At 34.3% G+C, this 25671-nt stretch carries 27 protein-coding genes and 1 pseudogene; 27 read left to right on the forward strand and 1 reads right to left on the reverse strand.

The window, feature by feature from the left end; translation table 11 throughout:
- The first annotated feature begins 62 nt into the window (after positions 1–62).
- The 23 genes and pseudogenes from G7082_RS08720 (at position 63) to G7082_RS08835 (ending at position 20700) form a co-directional block, all read left to right on the forward strand.
- Positions 63–1049, forward strand: coding sequence for a LacI family DNA-binding transcriptional regulator (locus G7082_RS08720; RefSeq protein ID WP_166034715.1), 987 nt, complete (start codon positions 63–65; stop codon positions 1047–1049).
- Positions 1050–1194: 145 nt separating this feature from the next.
- A complete protein-coding gene (locus G7082_RS08725) occupies positions 1195–2055 on the forward strand; it encodes a metallophosphoesterase (protein WP_166034716.1) in 861 nt (286 codons plus the stop codon).
- Between the two features lie 12 nt (positions 2056–2067).
- Complete coding sequence (locus G7082_RS08730) at positions 2068–2718, forward strand: response regulator transcription factor (protein WP_166034717.1); 651 nt, start codon at positions 2068–2070, stop codon at positions 2716–2718.
- Entirely contained in the window at positions 2711–4090 is a 1380-nt protein-coding gene (locus tag G7082_RS08735) for a sensor histidine kinase (RefSeq protein ID WP_166034718.1), read from the forward strand. Before G7082_RS08730 ends, G7082_RS08735 begins: the two co-directional genes overlap by 8 nt.
- 80 nt (positions 4091–4170) lie before the next feature.
- On the forward strand, positions 4171–4311 hold the full coding sequence (locus G7082_RS08740) for a 2-thiouracil desulfurase family protein (protein ID WP_166034719.1): 141 nt from the start codon (positions 4171–4173) through the stop codon (positions 4309–4311).
- Between the two features lie 146 nt (positions 4312–4457).
- Positions 4458–5042: pseudogene (locus G7082_RS15045) on the forward strand (NAD-dependent epimerase/dehydratase family protein).
- A gap of 10 nt (positions 5043–5052) precedes the next feature.
- The gene (locus tag G7082_RS08755; RefSeq protein WP_166034722.1) at positions 5053–5220 is read left to right on the forward strand and encodes a hypothetical protein; all 168 of its coding nucleotides are present in this window, start codon (positions 5053–5055) and stop codon (positions 5218–5220) included.
- A gap of 176 nt (positions 5221–5396) precedes the next feature.
- Positions 5397–6083: an alpha/beta fold hydrolase gene (locus tag G7082_RS08760; RefSeq protein ID WP_166034723.1), complete on the forward strand. Its 687-nt coding sequence runs from the start codon at positions 5397–5399 to the stop codon at positions 6081–6083.
- 306 nt (positions 6084–6389) lie between these two features.
- Positions 6390–6770, forward strand: coding sequence for a GrdX family protein (locus G7082_RS08765; protein WP_166034724.1), 381 nt, complete (start codon positions 6390–6392; stop codon positions 6768–6770).
- Between the two features lie 100 nt (positions 6771–6870).
- Positions 6871–8157 (forward strand): glycine/sarcosine/betaine reductase component B subunit, encoded by a 1287-nt coding sequence (locus G7082_RS08770; protein WP_166034725.1) that lies wholly within the window; start codon positions 6871–6873, stop codon positions 8155–8157.
- A 26-nt stretch (positions 8158–8183) separates the two neighbouring features.
- On the forward strand, positions 8184–8651 hold the full coding sequence (grdA, locus tag G7082_RS08775) for a glycine/sarcosine/betaine reductase complex selenoprotein A (protein WP_166034726.1): 468 nt from the start codon (positions 8184–8186) through the stop codon (positions 8649–8651).
- A 201-nt stretch (positions 8652–8852) separates the two neighbouring features.
- Positions 8853–10154 carry a glycine reductase complex selenoprotein B gene (gene grdB / locus G7082_RS08780; protein WP_166034727.1) on the forward strand — a complete coding sequence of 434 codons (1302 nt, stop codon included), beginning with the start codon at positions 8853–8855 and terminating at the stop codon, positions 10152–10154.
- A gap of 31 nt (positions 10155–10185) precedes the next feature.
- The gene (locus G7082_RS08785; protein ID WP_166034728.1) at positions 10186–11148 is read left to right on the forward strand and encodes an NAD(P)/FAD-dependent oxidoreductase; all 963 of its coding nucleotides are present in this window, start codon (positions 10186–10188) and stop codon (positions 11146–11148) included.
- An 18-nt stretch (positions 11149–11166) separates the two neighbouring features.
- Positions 11167–11490 carry a thioredoxin TrxA gene (trxA, locus tag G7082_RS08790; protein ID WP_166034729.1) on the forward strand — a complete coding sequence of 108 codons (324 nt, stop codon included), beginning with the start codon at positions 11167–11169 and terminating at the stop codon, positions 11488–11490.
- Positions 11491–11505: 15 nt separating this feature from the next.
- Positions 11506–11973 (forward strand): glycine/sarcosine/betaine reductase complex selenoprotein A, encoded by a 468-nt coding sequence (grdA, locus tag G7082_RS08795; RefSeq protein ID WP_166034726.1) that lies wholly within the window; start codon positions 11506–11508, stop codon positions 11971–11973.
- A gap of 361 nt (positions 11974–12334) precedes the next feature.
- Positions 12335–13867, forward strand: a complete 1533-nt coding sequence (gene grdC / locus G7082_RS08800; protein ID WP_166034730.1) for a glycine/sarcosine/betaine reductase complex component C subunit beta — start codon at positions 12335–12337, stop codon at positions 13865–13867.
- Positions 13868–13878: 11 nt separating this feature from the next.
- Positions 13879–15036 (forward strand): glycine/sarcosine/betaine reductase complex component C subunit alpha, encoded by a 1158-nt coding sequence (gene grdD / locus G7082_RS08805; protein ID WP_166034731.1) that lies wholly within the window; start codon positions 13879–13881, stop codon positions 15034–15036.
- A 146-nt stretch (positions 15037–15182) separates the two neighbouring features.
- Positions 15183–15683, forward strand: coding sequence for an RNA polymerase sigma factor (locus G7082_RS08810; protein WP_166034732.1), 501 nt, complete (start codon positions 15183–15185; stop codon positions 15681–15683).
- Positions 15667–16593: a sigma factor regulator N-terminal domain-containing protein gene (locus G7082_RS08815; RefSeq protein ID WP_166034733.1), complete on the forward strand. Its 927-nt coding sequence runs from the start codon at positions 15667–15669 to the stop codon at positions 16591–16593. Before G7082_RS08810 ends, G7082_RS08815 begins: the two co-directional genes overlap by 17 nt.
- A 366-nt stretch (positions 16594–16959) precedes the next feature.
- A complete protein-coding gene (locus G7082_RS08820) occupies positions 16960–18717 on the forward strand; it encodes a flavocytochrome c (protein WP_166034734.1) in 1758 nt (585 codons plus the stop codon).
- Positions 18718–18802: 85 nt separating this feature from the next.
- Positions 18803–19123 carry a DsrE/DsrF/TusD sulfur relay family protein gene (locus G7082_RS08825; protein ID WP_166034735.1) on the forward strand — a complete coding sequence of 107 codons (321 nt, stop codon included), beginning with the start codon at positions 18803–18805 and terminating at the stop codon, positions 19121–19123.
- Positions 19124–19207: 84 nt separating this feature from the next.
- Positions 19208–19669, forward strand: coding sequence for a phage tail protein (locus tag G7082_RS08830; RefSeq protein ID WP_166034736.1), 462 nt, complete (start codon positions 19208–19210; stop codon positions 19667–19669).
- A 314-nt stretch (positions 19670–19983) separates the two neighbouring features.
- The gene (locus G7082_RS08835; RefSeq protein WP_166034737.1) at positions 19984–20700 is read left to right on the forward strand and encodes a YebC/PmpR family DNA-binding transcriptional regulator; all 717 of its coding nucleotides are present in this window, start codon (positions 19984–19986) and stop codon (positions 20698–20700) included.
- Between the two features lie 49 nt (positions 20701–20749).
- Here the strand turns inward: G7082_RS08835 and G7082_RS08840 are convergent, their stop codons facing one another.
- Positions 20750–21694, reverse strand: coding sequence for a sugar-binding transcriptional regulator (locus tag G7082_RS08840; protein WP_166034738.1), 945 nt, complete (start codon positions 21692–21694; stop codon positions 20750–20752).
- 159 nt (positions 21695–21853) lie between these two features.
- Between G7082_RS08840 and G7082_RS08845 the strand changes: the two genes are divergently transcribed.
- The 4 genes from G7082_RS08845 to citD are packed head-to-tail and all read left to right on the forward strand — an operon-like array spanning position 21854 to position 25667.
- On the forward strand, positions 21854–23011 hold the full coding sequence (locus G7082_RS08845; protein ID WP_166034739.1) for an NAD(P)-dependent malic enzyme: 1158 nt from the start codon (positions 21854–21856) through the stop codon (positions 23009–23011).
- A gap of 18 nt (positions 23012–23029) precedes the next feature.
- A complete protein-coding gene (locus G7082_RS08850) occupies positions 23030–24334 on the forward strand; it encodes a 2-hydroxycarboxylate transporter family protein (RefSeq protein ID WP_166034740.1) in 1305 nt (434 codons plus the stop codon).
- A gap of 15 nt (positions 24335–24349) precedes the next feature.
- Positions 24350–25360, forward strand: coding sequence for a [citrate (pro-3S)-lyase] ligase (gene citC / locus G7082_RS08855; protein WP_166034741.1), 1011 nt, complete (start codon positions 24350–24352; stop codon positions 25358–25360).
- A 13-nt stretch (positions 25361–25373) separates the two neighbouring features.
- A complete protein-coding gene (gene citD / locus G7082_RS08860) occupies positions 25374–25667 on the forward strand; it encodes a citrate lyase acyl carrier protein (protein ID WP_166034742.1) in 294 nt (97 codons plus the stop codon).
- Positions 25668–25671 lie beyond the last annotated feature (4 nt).

Genomic DNA, 25671 nt, shown 5'->3' on the forward strand with positions numbered 1-25671 from the left:
GATCTTTTGTGTTATTCTATGGTTAATGGGAATTAGCTGAGTGAATGAAAGAGGGAAAACAGATGCGTCCAAAGTTAGAAGATGTTGCCAAAGAAGCCAATGTATCTAAGACGACAGTTTCACGAGTTTTGAATAATCGTGGCTATTTGAGTCAAGAAACAATAAAAAAAGTGAATGAAGCGATTAAAAAATTAAATTATCAGCCTAACGTAGTAGCCAGACAATTGTTTAATAAAAAGACAAATATTATTGGTTTAATTTTTCCGACCGTTGCGAATCCTTTTTTTGGTGAATTAATTGAAGCCTTAGAGCAAAAACTTTATGCAGCAGGTTACAAGGTACTAATCGGAAGTTCCATGAATAATCCTCAAAAAGAAGCAGATTTTTTGAATCAATTATTATCAGAACAAGTTGATGGTTTGATTGTAGGAACCCATAATCAAGGCATACAAGAGTATCGTTCTGAAAATTTACCGGTTGTTTCTATTGATCGGGTTATGAATAAAGATATACCTGTAATTGAGTCGGATAATTATGCTGGTGGAGTGTTAGCAACGAAGCGTTTAATTGAATCTGGTGCTAAAAATATCTTACATACTAACGGACCAATAAAACTCGAAACCCCTGCTAAGAGGAGACGAGAAGCTTACGAAGATACAATGAGAGAATTTGGTTTAGAACCTCAAACGATTGTTTTGGATTTTAATATCTCATACCTTGAAAAGCGAGAAATTTTTGAAAAGATGTTTACAGATTATCCAGAGGTGGAAGGGATTTTTGCATCCAATGATATTGATGCTGCCTTGATACTACAGGTAGCAAAAAAATTAGGTAAGAATGTTCCAAAAGATTTATTAGTTGTAGGTTATGATGGAACGAAGATGACGAGAAGTATTCTGCCAGAATTAACAACGATTGTTCAACCAATCAATGAAATAGCGGAAACCGCTATTCAAGTGTTACAACAAAGAATTAATAAAGAGATGACTGAAGATGAATATATTTTACCAGTGAGCTTGTATAAAGGCGAAACTGGAAGTTTTGAATAGAGTATGACGAAATTTGTCATACTCTATTTTTTTAGGTAAATTAAAATAAGAATTTCTTTTGATTTACCTAAGAAAAATGTCACACCCTTGTCACAGGAGCGCCGTATACTAATTTTTAATAACTGAAATTCGGAGGAAAAAAATAATGAAAAAAAAGCGTTTATTAAAAATAAGTGGGTGGGTTATCCTATTATTAGTTGGTATACTGGGATGTTTAATTTTTTATACCGTAAAAATCGAACCTTATCAAATTAGATTAAAAGAATATGTATCCATTAAAAATAAGCAATCTAAAACAGAAATAAAAGTGGTTCAATTTTCAGATGTTCACATTAAAGAAGATTATACCTACCAAAACTTGGCAAAAGTGGTTGATAAAATCAATGAACAAAAACCAGATTTTGTCATTTTTTCAGGTGACTTATATGATAATTATTCCATTTATAATGATGATCAAAACATCATTCGTGAGTTAGGTCGAATAAAAGCAACTTACGGTAAAGTTGCCATTTGGGGTAATCGAGATTATGGTGGTGGTGCAGGCAGAAATTATCCTGGAATCATGCAAGCAGCTGATTTTATGTTATTATCAAATCAAACAGAACGCTTTACTTTAGAAAATGGAAAAACAATTTCCTTTACAGGAATTGATGATATGTTGTTAGGATCTCCTGATACAAGCGTGGGAGTAAATAGTATGGAAGCTGTTTATAGTATCTTTTTAACTCACGAGCCTGATTATTTAAAGGATTACCGAGTTGAAGGCTTTGATATTATTTTGGCAGGTCATAGTCACGGAGGACAAATCAAAGTTCCTTTCTTTCCTTCAATTAATGAAACTGGCTTAACTTTTCATGCGCATTCTAAAGAATATAGCAGTGGTTTTTATGATTTTGAAAAAAAAGGCGATAAAAAATTATATGTTAATTCAGGCGTTGGAACCACACATATTTCTGCAAGATTTGGAGTTGTACCTGAAATAACATTATTTAGAATAGTCATTTAAGGAAGTGAAAAAATGGAAATTTTATTAGCTGAAGATGATTTACAAATGAAAAAAATTATCAAAATTTATTTAGAAAAAGAAGGTTATGTAGTCACCACCGTATCAAACGGAGTTGAAGCAATGGATATCTTGGTCAAAAAAGAATTTGATTTAATTATTTTGGATTGGATGATGCCTAAAAAAGATGGCGTGACGGTATGTAAAGAAATCAGACAAATTAATTTACCAATTAAAATCTTAATGGTAACAGCTAAAAATTCTTCTGTGGATGAGTTACGTGGTTTGGTTGCAGGAGCGGATGATTATATTACTAAACCATTTGATATGGCTATTTTATTAGTTAAAATTAAGAAGATGATCAAATCAGAATATGTACTAACCGTTAATAATCTTAGTTTAAATCCTACGACCAGAGAAGTTAAAGACTCAGGAGTTTGTATTGATTTGACTAAAAGAGAGTATGATCTGCTGAGTTATTTTATGTGCAATCTTAATATTGTGCTAACCCGGGAACAATTACTAGATAATGTTTGGGGGATGAATTATGAAGGTGATACTCGAACGGTGGACACTCATGTGAAGAGATTACGAAAAAAAATCGGGGAGCAGTTTATTATGACTAAAATTGGTGTGGGTTACGTTATGGAGAGCTCTCATGAATAAATTATCCAGAAAATTTATGATAGGCATCATCTTTATCTTAACCACAACAGCTTTAGTAGCTATTTTAATCAATAAAAACTATGTGGCTAAGTATTACGTATCGCAAAAGAAAGATGAGTTAAGGCGTGTCTCTGAGCAATTTATGACAGAAATGAAAGAAACTAACTTTGAAATAGCTAGTAAAAAATTAGAGGAAGAAGAAAAAATTACCATTGTCAAAGCTTATAAAAAGCAAACGAATGACGAAGTGAACAATGACTTAAGGGAGTCTTTTAAAAAGAAAGGCATTGGTTTCAAAAAATTATGGTTATGGGGTCAAGATTATGAACAGGTGATGGTTGGAAATGAGCGAATTAATTTATATGAGCAAGAAAAGCTGAATTATAGCTTGCTGGTTGATTATCGGTCTAATGAAGAAGAACTATACGCCATTGGAATGATTGTCCCCAATATTACAGATTCTTTTTATATTATTAATACTTTCTTTGCTATTATTATCTCGATTACAATTATTATTTCACTTATTTTTATTGCAATTTTAGTTAGAAAGATTGTAAAACCATTGAATCAAATAGAGTTATTCGCAGTGAATATGGGGGACGGTAAGTATACTCCATTAAAGATTGAAACAAAGGATGAACTTGAGGAAGTCGCTAATACATTAAATAGAATGGGAGAGGACATTCTATCTTATCAAGCCGAATTAACCAACAAAAATCAACAAATGGAAGACTTGCTTAACAATGTAGCCCATGATTTGAAAACCCCAGTTTCTTTAATTAAACTCTATTCAGAAGGAATTAAAGATGAGCTAGATGATGGGACGTTTTTAGAGACGATTATTGAACAAAGTAACAACATGAGCCTCATGATTGAAGAATTACTTCTAATTTCAAAAATTGATAAAGAAAAGCTTATTTTTACTGAATTTAATCTATCTGAGATGGTACATAAAAATCTAAATGAGTATCAAACCTTAATGAAAGAAAGACAAATTAAACTATGTAGTCATGTTGAACCTGACATTATGTTCACAAGTCATTTAGTCTGGTTGAATTCAATTTTTTCCAATTTAATATCTAATGGGATAAAATATACATCACAAGATAAATTAAAGGTGACATTAGAAAAAATAGATGAGGTGATATTTTTTGAAATATCGAATCAGTTTGATAATGAAGGCTTAGATTTAACGCAAATTTGGGAACCTTATTATGTTGGTGAGAAATCTAGAAGTAAGGAATTATCAGGAACAGGCTTAGGGTTATATCATGTGAAGAAGATGGTTGATAAATTAGATTTATTGATTGATGTAACAGTCATTGATCATGAAATTATCTTTAAATTAAGCATGAGAAATGAGGAGAGATAATGATCGGAATAAGTGCTTGTTTAGGTGGAATTCCTTGTATTAAATAATTAATTACTCTTGTTAAAGAGGGCAAAGCAGAGATGGTTTGTCCAAAAGTGTTAGCTAGCCTTCCAATCCCAAGAAATCTAGCTGAAATCATTGGTGGTAATGGTGAGGATGTTTGGTGTGGACGTGCCCGAGTGATTGAAAATACAGGTGCTGATTGCCACAGAGGTATATAAAGAAGGCGCTAAGAAAGCTTATTTGATTTTAAAAGAAAAAGGGATGACAGTTTATTCAGATGAAGAGTGGATTAAAGTATAAGCTGTTTTATTTTATGTTTAAAAGTTAACAATAGAGGTCTATTTATCTGGAAAGAAAGATAGCAATGAAAATTTTAATTACAGGAGCAAGTGGTAATATAGGTTTAAATATAACAGAGTATCTATTAAAAAATCATGAAGTTGTTGCAACTGATATCAATTTAGAGCCATTAACCAAAAAGTTTTTAAATTTTAATAATATAATAATACAAAAACTAGATATTACTGATCAAGAAAGTTGTCATCATTTAGTGAATGATAATTTTGATTGGGTTATTCATCTAGGTGGCATTCCTCATCCGGATAGTTCTTTTGAAGAGTTATTAGAGTTAAATATAAGAGGTACTTACAATATTTTAGACTCTTTAGTTGGAAATTAGTATACAAAAGTCGTAGTGGCATCAAGTGCTCAAGTTAATGAAGGACAGCCAGTTGACGTACAGACCAATGAAGAGATGTTAACGGCTCCCAAAAATTTATATGGTGTCTCTAAGACTTATGTGGAGCAGCTGAGTCATTATTATGTTCATCAAAAAGGCTTAACTATTTTTGCTTTAAGAATTGGCGCCTATGATGAGATTGAAAGGACTAAAACCAAACTAAACCAAACTAAACCGAAGAGATTTAAGTGCTTACCTCGATCCTGCTGATTTTAATCATATGATTGATTGTTTATTGAATTATACAGGTAATAAGAAATACGGGGTGTATAATTGTATTTCAGATAATACATATAAGCGTTTAGATATTACAAAGGCAAGAGAAGAATTAAGTTATCAGCCTAAGTTTGATGCGTTTAAATTATTTGGTTATGAATTTAAAGATTAACTTTTTACCTTATGTGACTTAGTCGAAACTTTAGTCATCCATTGGTTTTGTGTAGTCATATTGTATAATATCTTGCTTAATGGTTTTAATTTCAACTCCAAAACTTAAAAAATAAGTTGTTAAGATATTAAGATAGATATGAAGTTGTTTTTAAAGTGATAGGAGTGAGATGGAAAATGCCGTTTTTAATAAATAAAGGGGTGGAAATTCATTATTTAACCTCTAAAGGAAAAACAAACAAGCAATCACCACTTATTTTTATTCCTGGTATGTTAGGGAGTTGCGAGCAATATCAACAAGAGTTAGAAGTTTTCTTACCAAGACAATCGTTGTCTGTGAGTTTAAGAGGGTGTGGGCAAAGCGGTAAACCTAAAACAGGCTACTCATTTTTAGAGCATTGTTCCGATATAGAGTCAGTGATAAAGGAGAGAAAGTATAAATCAGTTTTTTTATTTGCTTATTCGAGGAGTGTGCCTTTCGCTCTTAATTTGGCCATTAGAAATCAAAAGTTAGTACGGGGATTAATTTTGTATGATTATCCAGCCAAATTTTCTGAACTAACAGATGAATGGGTAGCCAAAAATGAAGATAAGCATTTAAAAGCATTACAACAAGAACTAGGTAGTTGCGATTTAAGAGATGACTTAGGAAAAATAAATTGTCCTGTCCTGATTTTGGCTGGCGTAAAAAGTGATAGCCTTTTGCTAGAGACAGATAAAAAAGATTATATGAATAAATTAGCCAATTGTCAGATTGTAACTTTAAAGAATTCTGGACATGATATTGATATTAAAGATTATGACACATTAATTTTTGATATGAAGCAATTTATGGAAGAAATTGAAAAAGGAGAGTTTTATTAAAATTTGAGTTGAAAGTAGTTATTTTTTAAGAATATGAAAAGAATTTTTTAATAAAACTTTTTACTTACTAATTATTGTGATAACATGAGCATGTAAAGGTAAGCGGTTACAAAATAAAATTGCGAGGTGATTACAATGTGGACACATTTTACATGACAAAGAAAACATAACGAACACGGTTGTTCAATGGAACAATTAAATAAGACAAAACAGTCAGAGAAACAAGGTGACTTTTTGTGCATTTCTACGTAATGAAAGCATGAAAAGCCGATTTGTTTGTCTGACTATTTTTTTGGAGGTAAAGAGATGATTTTAGTAACCAACAACCCAAAGGTAAGTAAGGAGATTAAGGAAATCCCTGTTTGTTTTTTAGAAGTTGAGTATGGGGACGTTTTTAAAGAAGTTAGGCGACTTATTGTAGAAGACAAGATGATTCTACTAACACATCCTTTAAGCGGTAGTATCAAGCCAAACGAAACCTACTACAAATCAGTGGTTTTAAAACCAAGTTCGTCAGACTCAATAGATATAGAGAGTTTGGATTACATTGATCAGGGCATTGAAGTTTATCAGAAGTTTATGAAAAACAAAATGCGACCTAATTGGACACAAAAAGTGTTAGAAGATTTTGCTTTTGTGGATTATTACTTGATTAAAGATACCCTAACTCGAATTCCTAACCATTAATCAGTTAACTCCCACAATTGTGGTGGTCATAAATATGCTTGAAAGGAAGTGGCATTTTTTGTAGTTGTTGTAACCAAATAAATACTATAGAGGTGAGAGAATGAAGTTAGAACTAGGAAACATTAAGATTAACCAAGTTATCAAAAGTAATGAAAATAAAATAGCTGATCATACTCTTTATATTGATGAACAGGCTATCATTGATTTCGTTTTAGAGGATGATCGAATTAGTAAATGTACGATTGAAATCGCAAATCCTGGAGATAAAACTAGAATTACACCGGTGAAAGATGTGATTGAACCTAGATGTAAGGTGGACTCAAAAGCAGAAATTTTTCCAGGTGTGATTGGAAAGATGAGTGGCGTTGGTGAAGGTCGAACTCATGTCTTAAAAGGATGTGCAGTTATGACGGTTGGTAAAATTGTTGGCTTCCAAGAAGGAATTGTTGATATGACAGGTCCTGGGGCTGAACAGACACCGTTCTCAAAACTAATTAATATTTGTTTAGTGTTAGAACCTACAGAAGGGCTAGATCCTCACGTTTATGAAGAAGCAGCTAGATTTGCTGGTCTTAAAGTGGGAAGTTTCTTAGGTAAATTAGGTGAATCGATTGAACCTGATGAAATCACTACATATGAAACAAAACCATTATTAAAACAAATTGAAGAGTTCCCAGATTTACCAAAAGTAGGCTATGTTTACATGTTACAAACACAAGGTTTATTACATGATACCTATGTTTACGGAGCTGATGCAAAACACATTATTCCAACAATTCTTTATCCAACAGAAGTCATGGATGGAGCGATTTTAAGCGGAAACTGTGTGTCTGCCTGTGATAAAAACACAACCTATCATCATTTAAATAACCCAGTGATTCATGACTTATATAACCGTCATGGTAAAGATATTAACTTTATGGGCGTTATTATTACCAACGAAACCGTTTATTTAGCAGACAAAGTAAGATCTAGTGATTTTTCAGCTAAATTAGCCGAATATCTAGGCTTAGATGGGGTCATTATTACTCAAGAAGGTTTCGGAAATCCAGATACCGACTTAATTATGAACTGTAAGAAGATTGAAGAAAAACAAATTAAAACAGTGATTGTAACCGATGAATATGCTGGTCGTGATGGCGCAAGTCAATCATTGGCGGATGCTGATCCATTGGCGGACGCAGTAGTTACAGGTGGAAATGCCAATGAAGTTATTGTCTTACCTCCAATGGAAAAATTAATCGGTCAATTAGATTATGTGGATGTGATTGCGGGTGGGTTTGATGGTAGCTTACGTGAAGACGGAAGTATCGAAGTAGAGCTACAAGCCATCACAGGAGCAACGAATGAAATCGGATTTAACTTAACCTCAGCTAAAGGTTATTAAAAAAAAGAAAATAAGGAGGCAATCTTATGTCTTTAGATAATAAAAAGATTGTTGTCATTGGTGACCGAGACGGTATACCAGGCTTAGCAATCGAAACGTGTTTAGAAGGCACATCAACTGAAGTAATCTTTTCTTCAACTGAGTGTTTTGTCTGAACGGCAGCAGGTGCAATGGACTTAGAAAATCAACGTCGTGTCAAAGAAGCGGCTGAAAAATACGGAGCAGAAAATGTCGCCGTATTAATCGGTGCAGCAGAAGGTGAAGCAGCAGGACTTGCTGCAGAAACTGTGACAAACGGAGATCCAACATATGCCGGTCCATTAACCAATGAACAGCTAGGTTTAGCTGTCTACCATGTAGTCGAACCAGAATTCAAAGCATTCGTCGATGAAGCAGTTTACGAAGACCAAATCGGAATGATGGAAATGGTCTTAGACGTAGACGATATCATTGAAGAGGTGTCGAGCATTAGGAAAGAATATTCGAAGTACTAATTAAAGTAGTAAAAAAAGCGTTTAGCTCCAAGCAACTGGAGCGAATTATAAACAATCCACGATTTTCGGATTGATTATAATTTGTGAAGTTGTCGTAGGAGTTGCCTTTTGAACTCGGATTAAAAAAGTAGTGAAAAAATCGTTTTGCTCTGAGTAACTGGAGAAAAACTAGCAGTAGTAAGTTCTTAAAGGAGGAAAAAAATGGCTAAATATAGAGTAGTTCATTATATCAATCAATTCTATGCTGGAATTGGTGGAGAAGAAAAAGCAGATATTAAACCAAGCACAAAAGCTGAAATCGTTGGACCTGGAATTGCTTTTAAAGGTGCTTTAGGTGAAGACGTAGAAATCGTAGGAACAGTTATTTGTGGGGATAGTTATTTTAATGAAAATTTAGACTCAGCTTTAAAAGAAGTCATGGAAATGATCGCTTCATACAAACCGGATTTAGTAATTGCTGGACCTGGATTTAATGCGGGGCGTTACGGAATGGCTTGCGGGGCAGTTACTAAAGCAGTTATGGAAGAAATGAACATTCCAGCTGTAACAGGTCTTTATGAGGAAAATCCTGGAACTGATATGTACAAAAAAGATGCGTACATCGTTCAAGTAGGAAACAGTGCAGCAACTATGCGTAAAGCTGTTCCTGTTATTGCTAAATTAGCTCTTAAATTATTAAACAAAGAGATCGTTACTCCAGAAGTAGACGGCTACTTTGTTCGTGGACGTAAAAATTATGAAATGGCTGATCGTGGTTCAAAACGTGCTGTTAATATGCTCGTTAGTAAATTAAAAGGCGAAGATTTTGTGACAGAATACCCAATGCCAGAATTTGACAATGTGGAACCGGGGCAACCAGTGAAAGACATGAAACATGCCAAGATTGCTTTAGTAACATCTGGTGGTATTGTGCCTAAAGGAAATCCAGACCATATTGAATCAAGTAGTGCATCTAAATTTGGTAAATATGATATTTCAGGAGTCACGGACTTAACAGAAGCAACTTACGAAACAGCTCATGGTGGTTATGACCCAGTTTATGCCAATCAAAATGCGGATCGTGTCTTACCAGTGGACGTTTTACGTGAATTAGAAGAAACGGGAGAAATTGGCGAAATTTATCCTTATTTCTATACAACAGTTGGTAATGGAACATCTGTTGCGAATGCTAAAAAATACGCAGCTGAAATTGCCAAAGATTTGGTGAGAGATGGTGTAGATGCCGTTATATTAACATCCACCTGAGGTACCTGTACTCGTTGCGGTGCAACGATGGTTAAAGAGATTGAAAAAACTGGTATTCCAGTGGTTCATATTTGTACAGTCGTGCCAATTTCACTAACAGTTGGGGCAAATAGAATTGTTCCAGCAATTGCGATTCCTCACCCACTTGGTAACCCAAGCTTGGATGAAAAAGAAGAGAAAAAACTTCGTATGAAATTGGTTAAAAAAGCGCTAAGTGCGTTAGAAACACCAGTTGAAGATCAAACTGTTTTTGAATAAAAACAGTTTGTAAGTTGAAGGAGTGACTATTTTGGAAGAAATTTATGACGTAGTAATTATTGGTGGCGGGCCTTCTGGTTTAACAGCAGCGCTTTACAATGCGCGTGCCAGATTAAAAGTTCTGGTTTTAGAAAAAACCAAACTAGGTGGCCAAATTGCCTTAACTCATGAAATTGCTAACTTTCCAGGTTCTGTGGTGGGCCCTGATGAAAAAGAGCCTTCTGGTCCACAGTTGATTAAGAGAATGGCAGATCAAGCGACAACATATGGTGCTGAAATCTTAGTTGGAAAAGAAGTGACTTCCCTTGATTTAGAAGGGAAAGTGAAACGTGTTGTTTGTGCGGATGGAACAGCTTATGACACAAGAACGGTCATTTGTTCAAACGGAGCTACACCGAGACCAATTGGTTGTTCTGGTGAGAAAGAGCTTCAAGGTAAAGGCGTGTCATATTGTGCAACTTGTGATGGTGCTTTCTTTGAAGATTTAGAAGTTTATGTTGTAGGTGGTGGGAATTCGGCAGTAGAAGAAGCCGAATTCATCACAAGTTTTGCTAGAAAAGTAACGATTCTGCAAAATTTAAGCCATTTAACAGCGGATGAAATTGCGATTGAACAAGCGAAGAAAAATCCTAAAATCGAGTATAAATTTAACACGGTAATCGAAGAAATTCGAGGTGATGGTTTAGTGGAAGCGATGGTGATTAAGAACAATGAAACAGGTGAATTAACCACTATTGAAGCAGATGAAGATGATGGCACTTTTGGTATCTTTGTTTTTATCGGCTATATTCCTAAAACAGATCTTTATAAAGGGATTCTTGAATTAGATCCGTGGGGTTATATTAAAACCAAAGAAGATATGGCAACTTCCTTACCTGGTGTGTTTGCAGCAGGTGACATTAGACCTAAAACTTTGCGTCAAGTAATTACAGCAGCAGGAGATGGAGCGATTGCTGCTCACTCTGCTCAAAAATACGTTGAGGCAATGAATTAAGGAAAAGGAGACGAGTAAATGATTGAATTAACGGTAGATAATTTTGAAGAAGAAGTACTAAAAAAAGATAAACCAGTTCTTGTGGATTGGTGGGGTGAAACCTGTGAAAACTGTTTGGCTATTATGCCAGCAGTGGAAGAATTAGCTGCAACTTACGCTGATAATTTGTATTTCACTAAATTTAATACGTCTCAAAAGAAAGTTCGTCGTTTTTGTATTCAACATAAAATAATGGGATTACCTGTTATTTCCATTTATCAAAATGGTGAAAAAATTGCTGAAGTCGCAAAAGATGACTGTACGAAAGAAAATATCGAAGCGATGATTAAGAAATATATTTAAAAGGGAGGAAGACAGATGTCTTTAGATAATAAAAAGATTGTTGTCATTGGTGACCGAGACGGTATACCAGGCTTAGCAATCGAAACGTGTTTAGAAGGCACATCAACTGAAGTAATATTTTCTTCAACTGAGTGTTTTGTCTGAACGGCAGCAGGTGCAATGGACTTAGAAAATCAACGTCGTGTCAAAGAAGCGGCTGAAAAATACGGAGCAGAAAATGTCGCCGTATTAATCGGAGCAGCAGAAGGTGAAGCAGCAGGACTTGCTGCAGAAACTGTGACAAACGGAGATCCAACATATGCCGGTCCATTAACCAATGAACAGCTAGGTTTAGCTGTCTACCATGTAGTCGAACCAGAATTCAAAGCATTCGTCGATGAAGCAGTTTACGAAGACCAAATCGGAATGATGGAAATGGTCTTAGACGTAGACGATATCATTGAAGAGGTGTCGAGCATTAGGAAAGAATATTCGAAGTACTAATTAAAGTAGTGAAAAAATCGTTTTGCTCTGAGTAACTGGAGGAATTCATAAACAATCCATGGTTTTCGGATTGATTATGAATTGTGAAGTTACCGAAGGAGCAGATTTTTGAACTCGGATTAAATAGCGTGATGAAAAAAGCGGTTAGCTCCGAGTAACTGGAGGTAATCACAAACAATCCATGGGCTTCGGATTGATTGTGATTAGTGAAGTTACCGAAGGAGTTGCTTTTTGAATCCGGACTAACAAGAGTGATGAAAAAGTGTTTAGCTCCAAGCAATTGCAGTAAATGCCAGATAACAAAAACCAGACGAGACTGGCTTTAAGTCAGCCTCGTTCTTTCAAGGAAGGAGATTAAAGAATGAACTTTCCAGTTTTAAAAGGAAGTAGTTATGTTCTCGTTCATACACCAGACATGATTGAACACAACGGAACAACACAAACAACTGAAAAAATAACGAACCCTGATAGCGACTATTTAAAAACACTTTACGACAACATGAGAACGTATGACGAGGTCTTAAATTACGCACCAAATCAAACGTTTATTGGTAATATGAATTATTCTGAATTAAAAGAGATGGAACAACCTTGGGTAAATCAACCTGTTGAAGGGAAACGATTCAGTGATAAAGGTGAAATTATGCCTGAATTGGAATTTTACGGTTTAATGCAAATTTCTGATGTCTTTGAGTTGGTTCATTTGGAAGAGAGTTTTGCTGAGAAGGTTAAGACAGCTTTAAGTGAACATCAACTTTTTGAAGACGATGCAGCAAAAATTAAAGAGGGTCAAAAACGTGAGTGGCTGCAAGAACAACTGGATGAACATGAAGCAGAAGGTCTTTATTACAACCGTGAGTTAGTGGGTTGTGTGACTCGTGCTCATGAGATAGATGTTAACTTAAATGCTCATGTGATGCTTGAAAATTTAGCAGTTAAAGCCAGTGGTATTTTAGCCTTGAGACATTTACTAAATGAAAAAGGTATGGACCCAAGTGAGATTGATTACGTCATTGAATGTAGTGAAGAAGCTTGTGGTGACATGAATCAGCGTGGTGGCGGTAACTTTGCTAAGTCCATTGCTGAAATGTGTGGTTGTGTGAATGCGACAGGGAGTGATTTAAGAAGTTTCTGTGCGGCACCAACTCATGCCTTAATTTCTGCTGCCTCATTTGTCAAAGCAGAAACCTATAAAAATGTTGTCATTGTAGCTGGTGGAGCTGTGGCGAAACTTGGCATGAACGGTAAATCACATGTGGCCAAAGGTTTACCAATTTTAGAAGATGTACTAGGTGGATTTGCCGCTCTTATTAGTGAAAATGACGGCGTTCATCCAGTTCTTAGAACAGACTTTGTGGGTCGTCATACAGTGTCTAGTGGTTCAAGTCCACAAGCAGTTACTAGTGCATTAATTGCTGATCCATTATTGAAAGCTGGTTTAACAGTTAAAGATGTGGATGTGTATTCAGTTGAAATGCAAAATCCTGATATCACCAAGCCAGCTGGGGCAGGAGATGTGCCGCTTGCTAATTTGAAAATGATTGGTGCAATTGGTGTCTTGAAGAAACAAATGGAGAAAAAAGATTTGATGACCTTTGTTAATGAAAAATCAATTCCAGGTTGGGCACCAACTCAGGGGCATATTCCAAGTGGGATTCCTTATTTAGGATTTGCGATTGATGATTTAACGACTGGCGATAAAAATCGTGCCATGATTGTTGGTAAAGGGTCTCTGTTCTTAGGTCGAATGACCAATCTGTTTGACGGTGTCTCTATCATTATGGAGCGAAATACTGGTGAAGTCAGTGCAGATAATGGGTCAATCAAAGAAACAGTGAAGTCAGAAATGGCTGAAGTTTTGCGACATTTCGCTAAAAAATTATCAGAAGATTAGAGGTGAAGCAAGTGTCAAATTCAGTAAAAGAAGTAATGAGTGAAATATTAATTGAGATGGCTGAAAGTTTGGAGTCTAATCGTTATTATGATGATATTAAGATTGGTTTGACGATTGATGGTAGTGAGCACGGCTCGACTGTCATGGAAGAAGCTTTACACATCATTCAAAATCGAGCTAATTTTAAAATCGTTTTAATTGGAACTCACGTTGATTGGGTGACTGATTATGAGCATTATGTAACCGAATGTGAAGCTGACAATCATAAAAAAATGGAAGAGTTATTAAGTGAAGGAGTCATTCAAGGCTGTGTAACACTTCATTATACGTTTCCAATTGGTGTTTCAACGGTTGGGCGTGTGGTTGTACCGAGTACTGGAAAAGAAATGTACCTTGCTACAACAACTGGAACAACCAGTTCTAATCGAATTGAAGCCATGGTTAAAAATAGTATAAATGGTATCATAGCAGCGAAAACTTGTGGCATTCAACAGCCAACTGTTGGTATTTTAAATATTGATGGGGCTAATTCTGTTGAACGCGTGTTAAAAGAATTAAAAGAAAATGGCTATGACTTAACCTTTGCTAAAAGTCAGCGAGCAGATGGAACGATTACCATGAGAGGAAATGACCTCCTAATGGGAACCCCTGATGTGATGGTTTGTGATAGTTTAACTGGAAACCTGTTAATGAAGCTTTTTTCAGCCTATCAAACTGGAGGTAACTATGAAGCGGTTGGCTACGGTTATGGTCCAGGGATTGGTGATAGTGAGATTCAAAATGTTTGTATCATATCAAGAGCAAGTGGCGCCCCTGTTATTGCTAACGCTCTTCAATATGCCTATGAACTCGCTAAAGGTAACTTAAAAAAGATAAGTAAAAATGAATATGCTGAAGCTAAAAAAGCAAAACTATCAGAACTATGTAATGGCTTAAATCAAAAACAAAAAAACTCCTCACCAGAGGAAAGTGTCCCAGTTCCTGAAAAAGAAATCGTGACGAAAGAAATTTCAGGAATTGACGTTTTAGATTTAGATGATGCATTGCTTGTTTTGTGGAAAGAAAAGATATATGCAGAAAGTGGTATGGGATGTACGGGTCCAATTATTTTAGTGAATGAAAAAAATATTGATCAGGCAAAACAACTACTGGAAAAAGATTATTTGTAACTAATGAATGTATGAATGAAAATGAATGATAGCCTCTTTAGACTGGCGTCTTGAGAGGTTTTTTGGTGTGTTATCATAAAAGAATAAAACAAACTGTATACATTTCTAACGGTTCAAACGTTTATATATTAAAGGAGGTTAAATAGATGAGGAAAGGAGATAGCTTGGATCAGTTCTTACTTGATTTAGGGAATCAGTGTTATCGGTTATTGATTGCAAAAGGTGCTAGCCCTCATGAAGCGGAAGATGTTGTTCAAGAAGCTTATTATAAATTAATAAAGATAGTACCTGAACTAAAAGAATCACAAATAAAAGCTTGGTTCTTTCGAGTGGCGTTAAACCAATTTATTGATGAAAAAAGAAAGATTAAGAGACTAGTATTGGTTGAGCAAACTTTTTTTGATGATCACCCCAAAAAGATGGATGATTATCAAAGAATAGTTGATTTAGATCAAATTGAGTGTCAATTAGAATCTGTAAAACCTGAATATCAAGAAATTCTCATATTAAAATACTACTATGGATTATCCTACTTAGAAATCTCAGATATATTAGAAATTAAGCCAGATTCAGTTAAACAAAAACTAGCCAGAGCAAGAAAAAGTGCCATAAAAGAAAGGAATGATGGAGATGGAACCCAATTTTGAAAAGACGCTAAAAAAAGCTAAGTTGAAAAATACGCTACGAATTATTTTAATTACGATTGTAACCTTGCTAATCACGATACCATTATTTTATTCTTTGAGTAATAAAATTGTGGGTAAACAATCGGATAGATTAAATGATTTTTTATTTTTAAGAAATCGAATAGCTGAGCCTAATATCCAAATAGATTCACAAGTTTTATCTTATTCATCTGCTACAGGAGGGGAAATCGTTTCTAACAGATCAAAAGATATTTCAGGTTATGTAGTACCATGGGACACAATAAGAGCGACGTACTCATTATTTTCTTCAAACGTCGATCACAATGAATTGTTATCTGGGCTACATTGGACCGAAAAAAACACCTATTCGTATAATAAACAAACAAAACAAAAAGTAGCAGATTTTTATCATCCAGATGTGAATTATAGTGGTTATTTAAAAGAGATGCCGAATGATTTAAAATTAATGGATGAGAAAAAATCAGAAGTTACAGAGATGGCGATTTCCTTTGATAAACCAGTAAAATGGAAAGAGGTCAAAGCAGACATTCCCAAAGGAGTCACAGTGAAATGGCTATACATGGGATCTAATATACCTGACAAAAAGCCCATGGGACCACCAGGAATGGATAATTACGGATTTAGTCCAGACATGGAGCAGGAACAAGATTCTTTTGAAGGTTTTCTTGATGACTTAAAGCAATACGATGACCGAAAAACAGACGAAGAAATTCAAAAGATTTTAAAGAAATCAAAAGATAAATCACTTTCTGATACTGAAATTTTAGGTATTTTAGTGACCGGAGAAAATAAAGATTTAAAGAAAATGCAAAAATTTTCTCATTTACGAGCTGCCTCAGTTGGTGTCACAGTCGAGACAAACCCATACATCAAAGTTGAAAAAGAATAAACAGTTTATAGGATATATTATCTAAATATTAAAAGATAAATTAATAGAGTTATAATTTATAATGATTCTCATTTACAATACAAATTAAGTTCATATATAAAATTAGTATCTTAAATAGAACAAATAAAAGCAATTTTTATTTAAAAATGAAGAGTGGATTGATTGAATCCACTCTTTTTATAATACACAAATCAAATAAAACATGTTCGATAGAGATGTTTAATGACTTTTTTAGTATAAATGTTCACAATTTTTTAGAAGAATTCTTATTTACAAAGGTTATTTTTAGTTAAAACAAGCGATTGCTTTTGTGAAACTTATAACTTATAATAGCCGAGTTAACAAATTTAGGAGGAAGATTTTTTTATGAAAAAGATGTTACAAGGTTTATTTGTCGGTATTCTTTGTTTCTCACTAGTGGCTTGCTCGTCTGGTAGTTCAAAGGACGGTAAGTTTGAAGGTGAAGCAAAAGGCGCTAACGGTCTCATCAAAGTTGAAGTGACTGTTAAAAAGGACAAGATTGAAAACATTAAAGTCATTGAAAGTAGTGAAACTGATGGTGTTTCTGATTTGGCTTTAAAACAAATTCCTGATGCAATTATTAAAGATCAGGGGTTAGACGTGGACGCTGTGACAGGAGCTTCATCAACAAGTAAAGCAGTTGTTGATGCAGTTAAAAATGCTCTTGAAAAATCAAGTGTCGATATTGCGGCAATGTCGAAAGTGAAAGCTAACTTACCTAAAGCAAAAGAAGTTAGTAAAACAGATTATGATGTTGTAGTTATTGGTGGTGGTGGTGCTGGACTTTCAGCTGCTATTACTGCTGCAGAAAAAGGTAGCGAAGTTGTGTTACTAGAAAAATTACCAGTTCTTGGTGGAAACACAATGATTTCTGGTGGTGAAATGGCAGCTCCTAGTAACTGGTTACAAAAAGAACAAGGAATTAAAGACAGTAAAGACCAATTTTACGAAGATATTATCAAAGGTGGGGACGCTGAGAATGATCCTGAATTGGTTCGTGTTTTAGCAGATAATGCATTATCTGCAGCTGAATGGTTAAGAGATGACGTAAAAGTTGAATTTGAAGATTATTTACTATTCTTTGGTGGTCATTCAGTTAAAAGAAGTTTAGTTCCAAAAGATGCTTCAGGTGCCGAATTAGTTAAGAAATTAGAGAAAAAAGCAAAAGATAGCGGTGTGACATTGTTAACCAATGCAGACGCTAAAAAAATTACCGCAAAAGACGGTAAAGGTGACTTGAATCAAGTAGAAGCGAAAGTAAATGAAAAAGATATTACTTTCTCAGCTAAAAAGGGAATAGTTGTGGCTTCTGGTGGATTTGGTGCTAACTTAGAAATGCGTAAAAAATATAATAAAGACATGGATGAAAAAATCCTATCAACAACAAGTACAGGAAGTATGGGTGACGGAATTGTGATTGGTGAAGGCATTGGTGCTGGAACAACAGACATGGAATATATCCAAACATACCCAACGTGTGATCCTGAAACAGGTCGTTTATTATATGTAGGTGACGTTCGTATGGAAGGTTTATCAATCTTAGTTAACAAAGAAGGTAAACGTTTTGTGGAAGAACTAGAACGTCGTGATGTGATTTCAAAAGCTGTGACAAAACAATCTGATGGACATTCTTATATGTTCTGGGATCAAGCAGCTATGGATAAATCAAAAGTAGATAAAACGCATAAAAAAGAATACGAAAGCTTAATCAATCGTGGTCTTTTAGTAAAAGCTGATACAGTTGAAGAAGCAGCGAAACATTTTGAAATTGATGCCAAAGAACTACAAAAAACTGTAGATACTTACAATCGATATGCAAAAGATGGCAAAGATAAAGACTTCAACAAACGTGGTGAGTTAGTAGCCTTTGGTGAAGGTCCTTACTACATCATGAAATCAATTCCAGCCGTTCACCATACAATGGGTGGCTTAACAATTAATACAAAAGCACAGTTACTTGATGGTGATAAAAAAGTGATCCCTCATGTTTATGCAGCAGGAGAGGTAACTGGAGACGTACATGGTACTAACCGTTTAGGCTCTGATGCCATTGCTGATATTATTGTCTTTGGACGTATTGCTGGGGAAGAAGTAACAAAATAAATTATTTAGCATCCTTTACTTATTGAAAGTGAAGGGTGTTTTTATGTTAGACTGATAGTATATAAATTCACGAGGAGGAAAGAAGATGAAATTTGGGATTATTTTAGAAACGAAAGAACATGAGAAAGCGTGGAATGCCGTCCGTTTTTGTGTGACATCTTTAAAACAAGGTCACGAGGTAAAGTTATTCTTAATGGGTGAAGCAGTTGAAATTGAATCAATCAAAGATGAACAATACGATGTAGTGGATCAATTAGCTAAATTCACAGAGTTAAAAGGTGAATTATTAGCTTGTGGAACGTGCTTAATTTCACGTCATTTAGATAAGTCAACTGCTTGTCCAATTTCAACGATGATTGATTGTGTGGAGATGGTGGAGTGGGCAGATAAAGTCGTTACTTTCTAGATTAAAAAATACAAATCGTCTTTCTTGTTCTATGAAACAGACTTATATATAATGAGAGTCATCAAAAGAAAAGAGGAAACGAGTATGGCTTATCAAGTTGATTTTAAAGAAGTTTCAACAATCGGTTTAGAAAGTTCACCTGTCGCAGAAAAATTAGCAGGTTTAAGAGCGAATGAAGCAAGGTATTTTTGGAACAAATATAAACATGTCTTTGTGACAAAATCAGTATCAGATGAACCAGATACTTTAAAGTGGATTGAAACAATTTTACTTGAAAGAGACTTAACTTTTCCCTATAAAGCCCTTGAAGTATCAAGTTTTGAAGTTGAAGGCATAAAAATGGCTTATGTTTTCTATGAGAATGGCTTATCGATCAACGTCATGTATACGCTAGAAGATGGCGGTAAACGTGCTGTGGGCTTTAAGTTGTCAGATACAATGGAGATTCCTGTTGAATTTGAAGGGAAATTTAAATTTGCTCGTCAGAAATCAAAATTAGCTGGTGAAATAAGAGGTAGTTATTTCGTCATTAAAGGAAGTTATTAAAGATAGAAACAATAATTTTTAAAAAATCTCACTGATTGAGGTTGGCAAAAAATTATTGTTTTTTTAGAAAATAAAAAAATAGGGTATGTTCACCTAAAATGAAAAGAAATGATAAGGTTTTAATTTTTTATCTGTGCTTTTGATATGCCATTTTGGAATATCAAAAGTAAGGGGAATAAAAGAATAAATTCACTATATTTCATCATTTTTTTGATAAAAGACTATAAATTTTCTGATATTGCGAGTATAATGAAACAGGATATTTTGAAAAAAATAGGCAAATAAAAGAGAATATAAGAAAGTGAAGTGAAATTATGGGACGTAAATGGGCAAATATTGTCGCTAAGAAAACGGCTAAGGACGCTAACAACAGTAAAATTTATGCAAAATTCGGTATTGAGATTTATGCAGCAGCAAAATCAGGTGAACCTGATCCGCATTCTAACCAAAAATTACGTTTCGTTATTGAGCGTGCTAAAACTTATAATGTACCAAAACACATTATTGACCGTGCGATTGAAAAAGCGAAAGGTTCAGGAGATGAAACTTATTCTGAATTACGCTATGAAGGATTTGGTCCGAATGGTTCAATGGTCATCGTAGACACATTAACAAATAACGTTAACCGTACAGTAGCTGACGTACGTGCGGCATTTAATAAAAACGGTGGAAACATGGGCGTTTCTGGAGCTGTTGCTTATATGTTTGATAACACAGCTATCTTTGGTTTTGCAGGAACTGACGTGGATGATATTTTTGAATTCTTAATGGAAAAAGAAATTGATGTTCGTGACGTTTTTGAAGAAGAAGGTCAAATCATCGTTTATGGTGAATCAACTGATTTCCATGTGATTCAAGAAGCATTAAAAGAAAAAGGCATCGAAGAATTTTCAGTAGCGGAGATTCAAATGTTAGCTCAAAGTGAAGTTGAGTTAACTGGTGATGATTTAGCTCATTTCGAAAAAATGATTGATGTTTTAGACGAGTTAGAAGATGTACAAAGTATTTATCATAACGTTGAATTAGATTAGAAATGAGAAGCGATTAAGTCGGAGGAAACTGACTTAATCGCTTTTTTTACTATTCTTTTATTAATCCTAAAATCTTCCAAGCCGTTTTCTCATCTAAGAACAAATCGGTGAAAAAATGCCCTCTAAGAGCACCTAAACAGGCAACTGATTTAAACTTACTGTTACAAATACCAATTCGTTTATTAATGACGAAAACCTCTTTTAGTGTTAGTCCAAAAGTTTTATCCTCGCTGTTTATAAATTCACCTTGATCATTAAAAGGCCGACCGTATAAAAAACCAACACATTCATTCATATTAGGGAAAAGTAAATTTTTATGGTTATTCCAAGAGTCTACAGATTCTATCGAACTTGGTGTCCCAATACCAGAAATTAATATATCTGCGTGAGCAGCTGTTGATAATGTTTTAGCCATTAAAGGTTCAAGAGACATAAGTTCTCGAGCTGTGTCATTAATAATATAAAGAGGAATGCTTAGAGTAAGATAAGACGATTCATAACAATCAGCCGCTTTTTGTACAAGCCTTGTTGATCCAGCTAATGAATTGTACTTTCCGATTTCTCCAATGAACTGAGTAAAGACAAGATCTTCTCTTTGTGTCTTTTTAAATTGATCGATGACTTTAAAAACACTATCTCCCCAAGATAAAGCAACAATTTTAGATTGTTGGATAAAAGACTGTGTATAGTCAGCCACAAATTTTGAAAAGAATAAATCTTGATTAGAAACATCTTCTGTATCTTTTAAAATATAGACATTAGTTGTTGAAAAATATTTTTTAAAGATATTTTCTAAATCGTAATTTCTTGCATGTGGTGAGTTAATCGATATTGTAACAACTTGCTTTTCTTTAGCTTCTTCAATGTACTTCATAACTCTATAGCGACTTAAATCATATTTTTTAGCTAATTCACTAATATTAATATCATTTAAATAATAATCTTCACATAGTTTAACGAGTAATGACTCATTGTTTATTAAATCTTCATTCATAAAAAATTTCTCCTTAATCAAATCATAGCTAATCCCATTATATCAACATTTTAATAAAAAATCCTTTTTCATTTTTTAAAAATACTATATATTTTTTTAAAAATAAAAAAATAAACGCTTTTATTTTCAAAATGAAAATGTTATACTTTTTTTATCAAAATGAAAAAAGGAGAGATTGATTTGAATGATGTTTTTGAAATTCATAAAAAAAACATAGGTGTTTTAAGTTTAAAAACAACAGAAGAAGTTCACGACAATCAAGATTTGGCAAAAATGTACACACCAGGAGTTGCTGAATTGAGTTTAATGATTGAGAAAGATCATGATTTAGCAAGAGAATTGACAATCAGCGGAAAATTGGTAGCGGTTGTAACAGATGGAACTGCCGTTTTAGGATTGGGAAATGTTGGCGATCAAGCAGGACTTCCAATTGTAGAAGGAAAGTCATTACTGTATAAAACATTAGCAGACGTTGACGCGATTCCCTTAGCGATTAAACAAAAATCTGTGGATGAGATTGTGGATACGATTGCTAATTTAGAGCACAGTTTTGCAGGGATTCACTTAGAAGATATTTCAGCTCCTCAATGTTTTGAAATTGAAGAAAAACTTCAAGAAAGAGTTTCGATACCTGTTTATCATGATGATCAAGAAGGAACTGCAATTGTTGTTTTGGCTGGATTAATCAATGCGGCTAAACTGGCAAATAAGCCAATGTCAGAATTAAAAGTTTTAATTAACGGTGTTGGGGCATCAGGACTTGCTACAGCAGAACTGCTTTTTAAAGTCGGTGTCACTCATTTGACGCTAGTAGATAAACAAGGTGTACTTAAAGTTACTGACAAAACATTAAATAAATACCAACGTCAGCTTGTTGAAAAATTAGCAGAAAATAAAAATGTAACCACTTTATCGGAAGCAATCGTTGGACAAGATGCTTTCATTGGTTTATCTGATGGCAATGTGTTAACAGAAAAAATGGTAGAAAGTATGAGTTCATCAGCTATTGTCTTTGCATTAGCAAATCCGGTGCCAGAAATAGATCCAGAGCTTGCTAAAAAAGCAGGAGCAAAACTTATCGCAACAGGCTCATCTAAATATCCTAATCAAGTGAATAATATTTTAGCTTTTCCGGGATTATTTAAAGGATTACTTTTATCTAAGGCTAAGAAAGTTGATTTAGAGTTACAAATAGAAGTGGCTAATAGTTTAGCTGATTTGGTGACAGAACCAAGTACAGAGAAGTTTATTCCCAATGTTTTTGATTCAGGAGTTGTAGAAGCAGTGACTCAAGCTGTTTTAAACTATAAAAAATAAAAGATGAGGATGAATGAAATGGTTGAAAAGTTAAAAAAGTTTAAGATTGGTTTTATTCCATTACCACTATACGCAATTTTAGTGTTAGCGTATGTTGCAATGACGATCAGTGACATTGTTCCAGAGAAAGACATGTTAGTAGCTTTAGGTATTATGACTGTATTCGCTTATTTATTAGAAGAAATTGGTAAAAATATTCCCGTATTAAAAAATTTAGGTGGAAAAGTATTGGTTGTTACTTTCTTACCTGCGTTCTTAGTTTATAAAAACTGGTTACCACAAAGTACAGTTACAGTTGTTAGTGATTTTATGAACAATAATAACTTTTTAATGTTCTTTATCACGTTACTTGTGGTAGGAAGTATTGCTTCAATGAATCGCCACACATTAATCAAAGCAACATCTCGTATTTTAGTTATTTTGATTTTATGCGATGTGATTGGTTCCTTAGTTGGGACTGGTGTTGGGGTTATGTTAGGCATGTCAGCGTGGCAAGCATACTTTTTCGTTGTAGCACCTATTATGGCTGGTGGTGTTGGTGAGGGTGCGATGCCTTTATCTATTGGTTATGCCGCTATTATGTCTGGTATGAGTCAAAATGACATTTTTGGTAAAATTTTACCTTGTGTTATGTTAGGAAGTTTAGTTGCCGTATTATTAGCAGGAATTTTACGTAAAATTGGGGAAAAGAAACCTCACTTAACGGGTAATGGTAAACTGATTGATGGTGATGATGAAAAATTAGAAAATCTAAAAGCATCATCTGGAGCAATCAGTATTGATAAAACATTGATAGCAGGAGTCGTTGCGATTACGATTTATTTCCTAGCAGTTTATGTGGAACATTTAATTCATCAACTACTCGGTTTCTCTATTCCTTCTCCAGTTATTTTGTTAGTATCGTTAATGGGAGCAAAAATGTTAGGGTTTATTCCTAAAGACGTTGAAGAAGGTGGAGCCTCACTTTACGGATTCACTGTAAAAGGAATTACACCGCCACTTTTATTTGGTGTTGGGGTTGCTAAAACAGACTGGGAAGAATTAATTCAAGTTTTTAAAAGTCCAGCGATTATCGTGACAATCGTTGCAACTGTTTGTGCCATTGTTTTAACAGCATATATTGCAGCTAAGTTTTTAAAAATGTACCCAGTTGATACAGCAATTGCCGTTTCTTGTTGTAGTGGACAAGGTGGTACTGGCGCATTAGCTATCTTAGCCTCAGGTGACAGAATGGTCCTTATGCCATTTGCACAAGTAGCTGTTCGTTTAGGTGGAGCAATGACTGTTACTTTCGCCATATTCTTAATGGGATTATTATCGTAGAGAGGAAGAAAAATTATGTTTAATCAAGCGAACATCACAAGATTATTTTTAAGTAATAAAAAAACTTTATCAGATTGGAAAACATTGATGCTAGATTCTGGGATTGAACGTTTTTCAAATGAAGAGGTGATGTTGCTTGATTCAACGTATGGTATTTATGAGGAAGAAAGATTAGTTGCTACTGTTTCAATTAGTGGCTCATTGGTTAAATATATAGCCATCTTAGATGAATTTAGGCAAGAGGGTAGTGTATTTAATCGACTGGTTTCTCATGCTCTACAAGAATTAGCGAGTGAACAAGTTTTCCATGTGTTTGTCCTAACTAAACTTAAGTTTCAACAAAGTTTTGAATACTTAGGCTTTAAGTTGATAGCTGCCACTGATCAAGTTGCTTTTTTAGAGTATGGTATACCAACAATTGAGAATTTTCTAGAAAAAATACCTCAAAAAAATGTCACTAAAAAAGCAAGTATCGTTATGAATGCTAATCCTTTTACGAAAGGACATTATCATTTAATCGAAACAGCTGCGAATGAAAATGATTGGGTCTATGTGTTTGTTGTAGAAAAAGAGCAGGATGTTTTTTCTACAAAGGACCGTTTAGAAATGATTCGACAAGGAACAAAAAAATTAACGAATGTGACAGTTATTTTAGGTGGTGACTATATGATTAGTCCTTTTACCTTTCCAATGTACTTTTTAAGACAAAATGATGAAGCGACTAAAGTTCAGACAACATTAGATGCGACAATTTTTAAAGCAAGTATCGCTTCTTATTTAGGTATTTCTACGAGATATGTTGGAGAAGAACCTTTATCCCAAATGACTGAAACATATAATCAAGCATTAAAAGAAAATTTAGAACCCGAAATAGATGTAAAAATAATCCCTAGAATAATGACAGAAACAGGAAAGATTATCTCAGCAACCAATGTCAGAAAACATGTTGCTACTGGAGATTTATCAGCTATTCTTGAGTTTGTTCCAAAAACAACTTATGACTATTTAGTTAGATTAAAGAAGTAAAGGAGTTTAAAAAATGAAAATAGAAAATACAGCAGTTGCAGGAACTTTAGAATCTAGTGATGTTCAAATCATGATTTCTGAAGGTAAAGAAGGTATTACAATTGATTTAGAAAGCCAAGTATTAGAGCAGTTTGGTAGACAAATTAAACAAGTGATTTTAGATACTTTAACAGCATACGATATAACTGATGCTCAATTAAAGGTTGTAGATAAAGGTGCCTTAGATTGTGTGATTAAAGCAAGATTAACAGCGGCTATTCACAGATCTCTAGGTATCCAGCACAAAGAAACACCGTGGGAGGTTTAAAGTA

The sequence above is a fragment of the Vagococcus hydrophili genome (genome assembly GCF_011304195.1).
In the GTDB taxonomy this organism is placed as follows: domain Bacteria; phylum Bacillota; class Bacilli; order Lactobacillales; family Vagococcaceae; genus Vagococcus; species Vagococcus hydrophili.

Coding starts and splice junctions, on each gene's coding strand:
- G7082_RS08720 (WP_166034715.1), top strand. CDS start 63: ATGCGTCCAAAGTTAGAAGATGTTGCCAAAGAAGCCAATGTATCTAAG.
- G7082_RS08725 (WP_166034716.1), top strand. CDS start 1,195: ATGAAAAAAAAGCGTTTATTAAAAATAAGTGGGTGGGTTATCCTATTA.
- G7082_RS08730 (WP_166034717.1), top strand. CDS start 2,068: ATGGAAATTTTATTAGCTGAAGATGATTTACAAATGAAAAAAATTATC.
- G7082_RS08735 (WP_166034718.1), top strand. CDS start 2,711: ATGAATAAATTATCCAGAAAATTTATGATAGGCATCATCTTTATCTTA.
- G7082_RS08740 (WP_166034719.1), top strand. CDS start 4,171: ATGGTTTGTCCAAAAGTGTTAGCTAGCCTTCCAATCCCAAGAAATCTA.
- G7082_RS08755 (WP_166034722.1), top strand. CDS start 5,053: ATGATTGATTGTTTATTGAATTATACAGGTAATAAGAAATACGGGGTG.
- G7082_RS08760 (WP_166034723.1), top strand. CDS start 5,397: ATGCCGTTTTTAATAAATAAAGGGGTGGAAATTCATTATTTAACCTCT.
- G7082_RS08765 (WP_166034724.1), top strand. CDS start 6,390: ATGATTTTAGTAACCAACAACCCAAAGGTAAGTAAGGAGATTAAGGAA.
- G7082_RS08770 (WP_166034725.1), top strand. CDS start 6,871: ATGAAGTTAGAACTAGGAAACATTAAGATTAACCAAGTTATCAAAAGT.
- trxA (WP_166034729.1), top strand. CDS start 11,167: ATGATTGAATTAACGGTAGATAATTTTGAAGAAGAAGTACTAAAAAAA.
- grdC (WP_166034730.1), top strand. CDS start 12,335: ATGAACTTTCCAGTTTTAAAAGGAAGTAGTTATGTTCTCGTTCATACA.
- G7082_RS08810 (WP_166034732.1), top strand. CDS start 15,183: ATGAGGAAAGGAGATAGCTTGGATCAGTTCTTACTTGATTTAGGGAAT.
- G7082_RS08815 (WP_166034733.1), top strand. CDS start 15,667: ATGGAACCCAATTTTGAAAAGACGCTAAAAAAAGCTAAGTTGAAAAAT.
- G7082_RS08820 (WP_166034734.1), top strand. CDS start 16,960: ATGAAAAAGATGTTACAAGGTTTATTTGTCGGTATTCTTTGTTTCTCA.
- G7082_RS08825 (WP_166034735.1), top strand. CDS start 18,803: ATGAAATTTGGGATTATTTTAGAAACGAAAGAACATGAGAAAGCGTGG.
- G7082_RS08830 (WP_166034736.1), top strand. CDS start 19,208: ATGGCTTATCAAGTTGATTTTAAAGAAGTTTCAACAATCGGTTTAGAA.
- G7082_RS08835 (WP_166034737.1), top strand. CDS start 19,984: ATGGGACGTAAATGGGCAAATATTGTCGCTAAGAAAACGGCTAAGGAC.
- G7082_RS08840 (WP_166034738.1), bottom strand. CDS start 21,694: ATGAATGAAGATTTAATAAACAATGAGTCATTACTCGTTAAACTATGT.
- G7082_RS08845 (WP_166034739.1), top strand. CDS start 21,854: ATGAAAAAAGGAGAGATTGATTTGAATGATGTTTTTGAAATTCATAAA.
- G7082_RS08850 (WP_166034740.1), top strand. CDS start 23,030: ATGGTTGAAAAGTTAAAAAAGTTTAAGATTGGTTTTATTCCATTACCA.
- citC (WP_166034741.1), top strand. CDS start 24,350: ATGTTTAATCAAGCGAACATCACAAGATTATTTTTAAGTAATAAAAAA.
- citD (WP_166034742.1), top strand. CDS start 25,374: ATGAAAATAGAAAATACAGCAGTTGCAGGAACTTTAGAATCTAGTGAT.